The following is a 10,848-nucleotide window of genomic DNA, read 5'->3' as shown; positions in this document are numbered from 1 at the left end:
GGCAGGGCTTTTCGGCGGCCTTCGCCAGCCTGGCGCCCAGCTTCCATCTGCTGGACCTGTGCGTGGGCGCCGCCGGCGCGGTGCTGATCCGGCTGGCGGTCTACTCCAAGGGCAAGAACGCGAAGAAATACCGCCGGGGGATCGAGTACGGGAGCGCCCGCTGGGGCACCCCGGCCGACATCGCCCCCTACGCAGACCCGGACTTCTTCCAGAACGTCCTCCTCACCCAGACGGAGCGGATCACCATGTCGAGCCGCCCCAAGGAGCCCAAATACGCCAGAAATAAGAATATTTTGGTCATCGGCGGTTCCGGCTCAGGCAAAACGAGGTTCTATGTCAAGCCCAACCTGCTCCAGTGCCATTCCTCCTATGTAGTCACCGATCCGAAAGGTACGATATTATGCGAGGTAGGGGCTCTCCTGGAGCGCAGGGGATACCGCATCAAAAGCCTAAATCTTATCAACTTCAAGAAGTCCATGAAATATAACCCTCTGGCGTATATCCGCTCGGAGAAGGACATTTTGAAGCTGGTGAACGCCCTGATCCTCAACACCAAGGGAGAGGGCGAAAAGTCCAGTGAGGATTTCTGGGTGAAGGCCGAGCGACTGTACTATTCCGCCCTCATCGGGTACATCTGGTACGAGGCGGAGCCGGAGGAGCGAAACTTCATCACCCTGCTGGACCTCATCAACGCCAGCGAGGCGCGGGAGGACGACGAGGAGTTCCAAAGCCCGGTGGACATCCTGTTCGCCAAGCTGGAAAAGGAGCACCCGGACCACTTCGCCGTGAAGCAATACCGCAAATTTAAGATGGCCGCGGGCAAAACTCTGAAATCCATACTGATTTCCTGCGGCGCCCGCCTCTCCCCCTTTGACATCCAAGAGCTGCGGGACCTCATGGCGGAGGACGAGCTGGAGCTGGACACCCTGGGCGACCGGAAATCGGCGCTGTTCGTGATTTTGTCAGATACGGACAGCACCTTCAATTTTGTGGCGGCGCTCATGTACTCCCAGCTTTTCAACCTCCTGTGCGACAAGGCGGACGACTTTTACGGGGGACGCCTGCCAGTCCATGTGCGGTGCCTGCTGGACGAGTTTGCGAACATCGGGCAAATCCCGAACTTCGACAAGCTGATCGCCACCATCCGAAGCCGGGAAATCTCGGCTTCTATTATTTTGCAGTCCCAAAGCCAGTTAAAGACCATCTACAAGGACGCGGCGGATACCATCGTGGGTAACTGCGACAGCACCTTGTTTTTGGGAGGCAAGGAGAAATCCACTCTGAAAGAAATTTCGGAGCTGCTGGGGAAAGAAACGATTGACAGTTTCAATCAATCGGAAAACCGCGGCAGCCAGGTTTCCCACGGCCTCACCTATCAGAAATTGGGAAAGGAGCTGATGACACAAGACGAATTGGCAGTGATGGACGGAGGCAAGTGTATCTTCATGCTGCGGGGCGTGCGCCCGTTTCTCTCGGACAAGTACGACCTGACGAAGCACCCGAACTATAAGTACACCGCCGACGCCGACAAGAAGTACCTCTTTGATATGGAACGGTACATGAAACGCAAACCGGCCATCGTGAAGCCGGATGAGCCTTTCGAGATGTACGAATTGACAGCAACGGACCTTCAATAACAATTCTACAACGAAGAAAGGAAATATGATTTATGGATTTTTTCACTAACGCTATCGATGTATTGCAGACTCTGGTGATTGCGCTGGGCGGCGGCCTGTGCGTGTGGGGCGGCATCAACCTCCTGGAAGGTTACGGGCAGGACAACCCTGCCTCCAAATCCCAGGGCATCAAGCAGCTCATGGCCGGCGGCGGTGTCGCCCTCATCGGCCTGACCCTGATCCCCCTGCTGTCCGGCCTGCTCTCCGCCTGATGTCTGCCAGTAAACCCCACGGGAGGCCCCGGCACACGGGGCCTCCCGGAAAGGAGGTGATCCCCGTTGATCTTTGACGCGATACAGGAGTGGTTCCAGGAACTGCTCATCGACGGTATCATTTCAAACCTGACCGGGATGTTTGATACCCTGAATACCAAGGTGGGTGAGATCGCCGGGGAGGTGGGCATGACGCCCTCTGCGTGGAACAGCGGCATTTTCAACATGGTCCGCAATCTCTCGGAGACCGTGATCGTCCCCATCGCCGGCATCGTCCTCACCTTTGTCATGTGCTATGAGCTCATCCAGCTCATCGTAGAAAAGAACAATCTCCACGACTTCGACACCTGGATCTTCTTCAAGTGGATCTTCAAGACCTTCTGCGCGGTGCTCATCGTCACCAACACCTGGAACATCGTCATGGCGGTGTTCGATGTGGCGCAGAACGTGGTCAGCCAGAGCGCCGGCGTCATCATCTCGGACGCGGGCATCGACATATCCGGCGTGACCGCGGACCTGGAGACCCAGCTCGCGGACTGGAGCATCGGCGCCCTGCTGGGGCTGTGGTTCCAGAGCATCTTCGTGGGGCTGTGTACGCAGATCCTCTCCATCTGCATCTTCCTGGTGATCTATGGCAGGATGATCGAGGTGTATTTGGTGACCTCGATAGGTCCCATCCCCTTTGCCACGATGGTGAACCGGGAATGGGGCAACACGGGGCAGAACTATCTCCGCTCCCTGCTGGCCCTGGGCTTCCAGGCGTTCCTCATTATGATCTGCGTGGGCATCTACGCGGTGCTGGTGGAGGGCATCTCCCTGAGCGGCGACAACATTTCCGGCGCCATCTGGGGGTGCATGGGGTACACGGTGCTCCTGTGCTTCACCCTCTTTAAGACCGGCAGCCTCGCAAAGTCCCTGTTCGGGGCGCACTAAAGGGGGGTGGCTGATTGAAAATAGGATTGATAGACGTGGACTCCCACAACTTTCCCAACCTCTGCCTGATGAAGCTCTCCGAGTACCATACCAGGCGGGGCGACCGGGTGGAGTGGTGGAGCCCCAAGGGACGCTATGACCTGGTTTACAAGAGCCGGGTGTTCACGGACACCTACTCCAAGGACACCATCGTGGTGAACAACGCGGAGAAGGTCATCCAAGGCGGCACCGGCTACGGGCCGGGCGGAAAAGACCTCCCCTATGAGATCGAGCACATCCGGCCGGACTACTTTTTGTATCCGCGGTTTTTGGGAACGGCCTACGGCTTTTTGAGCCGGGGCTGTCCGAGGAACTGCGGATTTTGCATCGTCAGCGGCAAGGAGGGACGCAGGAGCGTCAAAGTCGCTGACCTTTCTGAATTTTGGCGCGGTGAGGATGAGATCAAACTGCTGGACCCCAACCTGCTGGCCTGCCCGGATCATGAGGCGCTTCTGGAACAGCTTGCCGCCAGCCGGGCGCTGGTGGACTTCACCCAGGGGCTGGACATCCGGCTGACGAACCCGGACAACATCGCCCTGCTGAACAGGGTGCGGACCAAGGCGGTGCATTTCGCCTGGGACAACCCGGAGGAGGACCTGACGGAGCACTTCAAACGCTTTGTGGCGCATACCGCCATCCGAAGCGACCGCAACCGGCGGGTCTATGTGCTGACCAACTACGGCAGCACCCATGAGCAGGACCTCTACCGGGTGAACACCCTGCGGGCCTTGGGGTATGACCCCTATGTGATGATCTATGAGCGCCCTACCGCTCCAAAAATCACCCGCCATCTTCAGCGGTGGGTGAACAACAAACGGATTTTCCACACGGTAAAAGATTTCAAGGACTATGCTCCCATGAAAAAGGAGGTGCATTGATTGGCCTATGTAACGATCCCGAAGGACCTGAGCAAGGTACAGAGCAAGGTCCTGTTCGGGCTGACCAAACGGCAGGTGATCTGTTTCGGAGCGGCAGCAATTATCGGCGTGCCGCTTTTCTTTTTGACCAAGGGGGCACTTGGCACCACCACGGCGGCCCTGTGCATGATCCTGGTGATGCTTCCCTTCTTCCTGTTCGCCATGTACGAGAAGAACGGGCAGCCCCTGGAGGTGTTCCTGGGACATCTCATTGAAAACAAATTTATCCGCCCAAAGACGCGGATCTACCAGACCAACAACCTGTACTCCGCCCTGGTGCGGCAGTACGAATTGGAACAGGAGGTGAGAGCGATTGCAGGCAAAAACGGCAAGACCCGCAAAACCGGCAGGGGCAAGGCGCAAGCTGACCCGCGCCGAGCGTAAGCAGATCGAGGCGGTGGTCCGCCAGGCCAAGGGGGACGGGAAAGCCCATACAGTGCAGGAGAGCATCCCCTTCCGCAATATGTTCCCGGACGGCCTGTGCCGGCTGGAGGGCGGGACCTTCTCCAAGACCATCGCCTTCGAGGACGTCAACTACCGCCTGGCTTCGCCGGAGGACCAGCGGGATATTTTTGAACACCTCTGCGATTTCTACAACGGCTACGACCCCACCATCGGGGTGCAGATGTCGCTCAGCAGCCGGTATGTGGAGCATGGGCCGGAGGAGGACCTGTTCGGCATCCGTCCCCAGGGTGACGACCTGGACCCTGTCCGGGAGGATGCGGCCGGGATACTCCGCTTCCAGTATGAGCGGGGCAGCAACGGCTATGTGAAAACCAAGTATGTGACCCTGACCATCGAGGCGGAGAACCTTCCGGCGGCGCGGGCGCGGTTCGCCCGTATCGAGACCGACACCCTCAACCGCTTCAAGGTCATGGGCGCCGCCGCCCATGTGCTGGACGGGAAAGAGCGGCTGGAGCTGCTTCACGGCATCCTCCACCCGGCAGACGGCCGCCGTCCGGAGGGCGGGAAGTTCGCCTTCGATTGGGACTGGCTGGCGCCCAGCGGCCTTTCGGTCAAGGACTTCATCGCCCCGTCCTCCTTCCACTTCGGGGAGACCCGCACCTTCCGCATTGGCGAGATGTACGGGGCGGTGAGCTTTTTGCAGATCACCGCCCCGGAGATCCACGACCGCATTTTGGCGGAGTTTATGGAGACCGAGGGCAACATCCTGGTAACTATGCACATCCGGGGCATCAACCAGAACGAGGCCATCAAGATGGTCAAGCGCAAGATCACGGATTTGGACGCCATGAAGATCGCGGAGCAGAAGCGGGCGGTACGCAGCGGCTACGACATGGACATCCTCCCCAGCGACCTTGCCACCTACGGCGGCGCGGCAAAGACCATCCTCCAGGACTTGCAAAGCAGGAATGAGCGAATGTTCAATCTGACCTTCCTGGTCATGCACATGGCGGAGACCAAGCAGAAGCTGGAGATTGCCGTGTCCCAGGCGGCCAGCGTGGCGCAGACCTACAACTGCCTCCTCACCCGGCTGGACTTCCAGCAGGAGGACGGACTGATGAGCAGCCTTCCCCTGGGGCTCAACCGTATCAAAATCGAGCGGAGCCTCACCACTTCGGCGCTGGCGGTGTTCGTCCCCTTCGTCACCCAGGAGCTGTTTATGGGCGGGGACGCCATGTACTACGGCCTGAACGCCCTCTCCAACAACATGATCCTTCTGGACCGCAAACAGTCCAGAAGCCCCAACGGGCTGGTGTTCGGCACGCCGGGCAGCGGCAAGTCCATGAGCTGCAAGCGGGAGATCACTTTCATCATCCTGACCACAAAAGATAATGTCATCATCTGCGACCCGGAGGGCGAGTATTCGCCCCTGGTGCGCCGGCTGGGCGGGCAGGTGATCCGGCTGTCCCCGTCCAGCACCGACTATGTAAACCCGCTGGACATCAACCTCAACTATTCGGATGAGGAGAACCCCCTGGCGCTGAAATCTGACTTCGTGCTTTCCTTCTGTGAGCTCATCATGGGGAGCAAGACGGGGCTGGAGGCCATCGAGAAAACGGTCATCGACCGGGCGGTGCAGAAGATCTACCAGCCCTACTTCGCAGACCCCCGGCCGGAGAATATGCCCATCCTGGGCGACCTGATGGAGGCGCTGCTGGCGCAGGGCATCCCGGAGGCCGACCGGGTGGCCCAGGCGCTGGATCTGTATGTGAACGGTTCGCTGAACTTCTTTAATCACCGCACTACCGTGGACATCCGCAACCGGCTGGTCTGCTTTGACATCAAGGGTCTGGGCAAAAACCTGAAAAAGCCGGGGATGCTCATTGTCCAGGATGCGGTGTGGAACACCGTCACCATCAACCGGGCCATTGGGCGCTCCACCTGGTATTTCGTGGACGAGTTCCACCTCCTGCTGAAGGAGGAGCAGACGGCGGCCTATTCGGCGGAGATCTGGAAACGGTTTAGAAAATGGGGCGGGGTGCCCACCGGGGCGACCCAGAACCCCAAGGACCTGCTCTCCTCCCCGGAGATCGAGAACATCCTGGAAAACAGCGATTTCATCTATATGCTCAACCAGGCCGCCGGCGACCGCAAGATTTTGGCGGAGCGGCTGGGCATTTCGGCGGAACAGCTTGCCTATGTGACCAATTCCGAGCCGGGCCATGGGCTGCTGTTCTTCAACAATGTGATCCTGCCCTTTGCGGACGACTTCCCAAAGGACACGGAGCTTTATAAGCTGCTTACCACCAAGCCCAGCGAGGTGGAGCACGCGGCGGAAACGGAGGCGTGAATATGAACATGGAGATATTCAGAAACAGTGAATTTGGCAGTATCCGCGTGATCGAGGAGGACGGGAAATGCCTGTTCTGCGGTTCGGATGTGGCAAAGGCCCTGGGGTACAGCAATCCCCGAAAGGCTGTCCGTGACCATGCGAGGGGTGGAACGAAACGTTCCATCCCCACCGCAAGCGGTGACCAGACAATGACCTTCCTCCCGGAGGGCGACGTCTACCGCCTGATCGTTCATAGCCGGCTGCCCGGCGCGGAGCGGTTTGAGAAATGGGTGTTCGATGAGGTGCTTCCCACGATCCGCAGGACCGGGGGCTACATGACGCCCTCCCTGCTGGAGGAGGCGGCCAGGCACCCGGAGATCCTTCTCTCCTTTGCGGACCAGCTCCTGGCGGAGCATGAGAAGAACCGCCGCCTTACCGGGGAGGTGGAACGGCTGCGGCCGAAAGCGGATTTTTACGACGCCTTTGTGCGCCCCGGCAACTGCACCAATATCCGGGCCACAGCCAAGGAGCTGGGCGTGGGCGAGCGCGACTTCTGCCGCTTCCTGATGGAGGAGGGCTTCCTCTACCGCTGCCCGGCCGGATACCTTCTGCCCTACGCCAAGCCCTCCAATAAGGGGCTGTTCCAGGTGAAGGACTTCTGGAAGTACGGGCATTTCCGCCAGCAGACCCTTATCACGCCCCAGGGGAAGGACCTCCTGCGGATGATGCTCTGCGGCGGGCAGATGAGCATGGAATTTGATTTTTGTGAAAGCGAGGCGTGAATATGAAAAACAAGATCTACATTATCGACGGCAAGACCTATCTCTCCCACATCAACGATGAGGTCCACCTGTACGGCCTCCTCCACCAGCTTGCCTTCCTGGCGGGCCGGATCAAGGACGAGGAGGACGTGTTCCATGTGCTGGACACGGCGAAGCGTTATGGAGAGATCGCCGAGGAGAAGTTCCTGGGCTGGGGCATCCCCGGCCGCTACCTGGTGTTCGGCGACCCAAAAGACCTGAAGGACCTTATGGCAAAGGAGCTGGCGGAGGCCACCCCGGTGCCCGTGGAGGAGCCGAAGCCCAAGAAGTATAAGGATGAGTACATCATCCCCGGCTATGGCTTCCGTATGCTGGTGGGCGACATCCACCACCTGATCGTCCTCTACTACTCGCTGGCCCGCCGCCTGTCCGAGGCGGAAACGGAGAAGGACTTCCTCCGGCTGAAGAAAAAGGCCGACGGCTATGAGAAGGTGCTGAAAAAGCTCTTCCGCAGCCTGGGCCTCCCGGAGGACAGCAACGCCGCCCAAGACATCCTGGAGGAGTCTATCATCCGCCGCCATAACCTGGTCCGCCTGGAGGATGTGGAGGAGCCCCAGGACGAGGGCGACCTTGAAGGGAACGAGGTATGGAGCGACTGACCCATGTGAGCCTGTTCTCCGGCATCGGCGGTCTGGACCTGGCGGCGGAGGCGGCCGGGTTCGAGACCGTCTGCCAGTGTGAATGGGCGGACTACCCCTATTCCGTCCTGGAGCGGCACTGGCCGGACGTGCCGAAGTTCCGGGACATCACCACATTCACGAAGGAGGCGTTTTTTGAGAAAACAGGACTTGAAACAGTCACCATCATCTCCGGCGGCTTCCCCTGCCAGCCCTTCTCCACCGCGGGAAAGCGGAAGGGCTTTGCGGATGAACGCTACCTGTGGCCGGAAATGTGCAGAGTTATTACTGAGCTGCGGCCCCGTTGGGTGCTTGGGGAAAATGTTGCTGGCTTCATCAATATGGGGCTCGACAAAACGATTTTTGACCTGGCAAAAGCGGGATACGCTGTTCTCCCATTCGTATTTCCGGCTTGCGGCGTCGGCGCGTGGCATGAGCGCCAGCGAACTTTTATCGTCGCGGCTGATGTTTCCCACGCCCCTTGCCTCCGACAAATCCACCTGCAGGGACGCGGCAAACCTGGATGTGTTCCTGTCGGACAATGGGATCTTCCGCAAGCGGAACAGGGACGGGACGATCTGGAGCCTGAGCCTTTCGGCGGCGGTGTTCTACCTGACGCCGGCGGCGTCGGAGGGCTACCGCTCCACCCTGAAACCCACGGCCTTCCGGGGCAAGTCCCCGTCCAGCAACCTGTCGGCCCAGGTGATCCACCAGGAGCAGCCCCTGTCGGAGAAGGCGGCACTGAACCCGGATTGGGTGGAATGGCTCATGGGCTTCCCGAAAGGATGGACGGCCGTATCCTCTGGGCCGCCGAGCCGGAGGGCGTCCCCCGCATAACGGAGGACACGAAGGACCGGGCGCTGCGGCTGAAAACCCTGGGCAACGCGGTCTGCCCACCCCAGGCCTATCCCATTTTTCACTATATTTCGCTGATAGAGACCGGGGCGTGCGCCGGCATCTGCCCCTATGGAGGAGGTGACGGATAAATGCAGGAATGGAAAGCCTCCGAGAAGGAGGCCCAGAAGATGACCCGTGACGGGGCCATCTCGGTAAACCTGGTGACCGGCGAGACCACCCACATCTCGGACCGCCCCCAGGAACAGGACTATTCCTCTGCTGATGAAACGGCGGGGACATTGAGCCGGGCGGTGGACGAGGTGGAGGGCCATGTGGAACGGCGCCAGGCGAAAAAAGCGCGGCACAAGCGGCGCGACACCTTCCGGGAGGGTGAGGCGGCCAGGGACCGCCCTTCCTCCCGTTTGCAGTTTTCGGAGGCAGACCGGGCGGCGCCGGAGCTGAAAAAGGCTGTCCGCAAGTCCGACAAGGCAGCGGATAAGCTGGACGCGGCAAAGGCCGCCGTCCCCGTGAAGCCGCCCGGCAAGGAACACGGCAACCCGCTGGCCCGGCCGATCCAGGAGGTCAAGTCTACCCTCCACGGCGAGGTGAGCAAGGTGGAGGGCGAAAACTCCGGCGTCCAGGCCGGCCACCTGGGGGAGCGGCAGATCGAGAAGGCCGTGGGCTATGGGAGTCGGCGCGTCAAGAACTGGCACGCTGACCAAAAGATGAAGCCCTGGCGGGATGTGAAGCAGGCGGAGCAGGCGGCGGTGAAAGCCAATGCAGACTTCTATTGGCAGAAGTCCATCATGGAGAACCCCCAGCTTGCGTCCAGCAATCCCATCTCCCGGCTGTGGCAGAAGAAGCGCCTGCAAAAGCAGTACGCCGCCGCGCACCGGGCAGGGACCGGCGCGGCCCAGGCCGCGGGCAAGGCGTCCCAGACCGCCGCCTCCGCAGCGAAGAAAGGCGGCGGGACCATCGCCCAGAAGCTGGGCGGCTTCGTCACCAAAAACAAGCACACCCTCCTCATCGTGGGCGGGATTGGGCTGATCCTCATGCTCATCATGGGGCTGATGCAGTCCTGCACCTCCATGTTTGGGGGCGGGACTTCCGGCCTGGTGGCCTCCTCCTATCTTTCGGAGGACGCGGACCTGACCGGGGCCGAGGCCGCCTACTGCGAGATGGAGGCGGAGCTGCAAGAATATCTGAACACCTACGAGGCCACCCACGACTATGACGAATATCACTTTGACCTGGACGAGATCGAGCATGACCCTTATGTGCTGCTGTCCATCCTGTCGGCGCTCCATGAAGGGGTGTTTACCCTGAACGAGGTGCAAAGCGACCTGGAAATGCTCTTTGACAAGCAGTACATCCTCACCGAGACCGTGACCACCGAAACAAGGTATCGGACGGAGACCCGGACGGACAGCGAGGGCAACGAGTACGAGGTAGAGGTTCCCTACACCTGGTACATCTGCACCGTCACGCTGGAGAATTTCGACCTCTCCCATGTGCCGGTCTATATCATGGGCGAGGACCAGCTCTCCATGTACGCCGTGTATATGTCCACCCTGGGCAACCGACCGGACCTGTTCCCGTCCTCCGGGTATGTGGGCAAGTACATTGAGAACCCGCCCACGGCCTGGGACATTCCCGCCGAGTACCTGACGGATGAGCGGTTCGCCACCCTCATCACCGAGGCGGAGAAATACCTGGGATACCCTTATGTCTGGGGCGGGAGCAGCCCGGAGACCTCCTTTGACTGTTCCGGCTTCGTCAGCTATGTGCTGACCAATACCGGCCTGTGCAACACCGGGCGGCTGGGCGCCCAGGGGCTCTATAACATCTCCACGCCGGTCTCCGACCCCCAGCCGGGCGACCTGGTGTTCTTTGTGGGCACCTATGACACCAGCGGTATCTCCCATGTGGGCATCTATGTGGGCGACAATATGATGTTGCACTGTGGAGATCCGATTTCCTACACCAATTTGAACACCAGCTACTGGCAGTCTCACTTTTATGCCTACGGCCGGCCGCCGTACAACTGATGGGAGGTGGT

10 protein-coding genes are annotated in these 10,848 nt (G+C 60.0%); all 10 read left to right on the top strand.

Translation table 11 applies throughout. From position 1 onward, the window contains the following. A partial coding sequence (locus B5F88_RS01475; RefSeq protein ID WP_087341214.1) for a type IV secretory system conjugative DNA transfer family protein occupies nt 1-1,637 on the top strand: 1,637 nt, incomplete at its 5' end. 32 nt (nt 1,638-1,669) lie between these two features. After that, nucleotides 1,670-1,888: a Maff2 family protein gene (locus B5F88_RS01470; protein ID WP_003510921.1), complete on the top strand. Its 219-nt coding sequence runs from the start codon at nt 1,670-1,672 to the stop codon at nt 1,886-1,888. 66 nt (nt 1,889-1,954) lie between these two features. After that, on the top strand, nt 1,955-2,821 hold the full coding sequence (locus B5F88_RS01465) for a CD0415/CD1112 family protein (RefSeq protein WP_021661448.1): 867 nt from the start codon (nt 1,955-1,957) through the stop codon (nt 2,819-2,821). 14 nt (nt 2,822-2,835) lie between these two features. Beyond that, nucleotides 2,836-3,738, top strand: coding sequence for a radical SAM protein (locus B5F88_RS01460; protein ID WP_162612091.1), 903 nt, complete (start codon nt 2,836-2,838; stop codon nt 3,736-3,738). Further along, the gene (locus B5F88_RS01455; RefSeq protein WP_087238554.1) at nt 3,739-4,161 is read left to right on the top strand and encodes a PrgI family protein; all 423 of its coding nucleotides are present in this window, start codon (nt 3,739-3,741) and stop codon (nt 4,159-4,161) included. Then, the gene (locus B5F88_RS01450) at nt 4,091-6,532 is read left to right on the top strand and encodes a DUF87 domain-containing protein (RefSeq protein ID WP_087341213.1); all 2,442 of its coding nucleotides are present in this window, start codon (nt 4,091-4,093) and stop codon (nt 6,530-6,532) included. The genes B5F88_RS01455 and B5F88_RS01450 overlap by 71 nt, the downstream gene beginning before the upstream one ends. Before the next feature lie 2 nt (nt 6,533-6,534). Further along, nucleotides 6,535-7,296, top strand: coding sequence for a phage antirepressor KilAC domain-containing protein (locus tag B5F88_RS01445; protein ID WP_087341212.1), 762 nt, complete (start codon nt 6,535-6,537; stop codon nt 7,294-7,296). 2 nt (nt 7,297-7,298) lie between these two features. Beyond that, the gene (locus tag B5F88_RS01440; protein WP_087341211.1) at nt 7,299-7,934 is read left to right on the top strand and encodes a hypothetical protein; all 636 of its coding nucleotides are present in this window, start codon (nt 7,299-7,301) and stop codon (nt 7,932-7,934) included. After that, on the top strand, nt 7,922-8,938 hold the full coding sequence (locus tag B5F88_RS01435; RefSeq protein ID WP_087341210.1) for a DNA cytosine methyltransferase: 1,017 nt from the start codon (nt 7,922-7,924) through the stop codon (nt 8,936-8,938). Before B5F88_RS01440 ends, B5F88_RS01435 begins: the two co-directional genes overlap by 13 nt. Beyond that, entirely contained in the window at nt 8,939-10,837 is a 1,899-nt protein-coding gene (locus tag B5F88_RS01430; protein WP_087341209.1) for a C40 family peptidase, read from the top strand. Nucleotides 10,838-10,848 lie beyond the last annotated feature (11 nt).

Origin of the sequence: Flavonifractor sp. An306 (genome assembly GCF_002159455.1) — a bacterium.
In the GTDB taxonomy this organism is placed as follows: Bacteria; Bacillota; Clostridia; order Oscillospirales; family Oscillospiraceae; genus Flavonifractor.
Note: the sequence above shows the minus strand (reverse complement) of the source record. Positions and strands in the feature narration are given on the sequence as shown.

Bases quoted from the DNA above. Each gene is read 5' to 3' on its own strand.
- B5F88_RS01470 (WP_003510921.1), top strand. From the start codon at position 1,670: ATGGATTTTTTCACTAACGCTATCGATGTATTGCAGACTCTGGTGATT.
- B5F88_RS01445 (WP_087341212.1), top strand. From the start codon at position 6,535: ATGAACATGGAGATATTCAGAAACAGTGAATTTGGCAGTATCCGCGTG.
- B5F88_RS01440 (WP_087341211.1), top strand. From the start codon at position 7,299: ATGAAAAACAAGATCTACATTATCGACGGCAAGACCTATCTCTCCCAC.
- B5F88_RS01435 (WP_087341210.1), top strand. From the start codon at position 7,922: ATGGAGCGACTGACCCATGTGAGCCTGTTCTCCGGCATCGGCGGTCTG.
- B5F88_RS01430 (WP_087341209.1), top strand. From the start codon at position 8,939: ATGCAGGAATGGAAAGCCTCCGAGAAGGAGGCCCAGAAGATGACCCGT.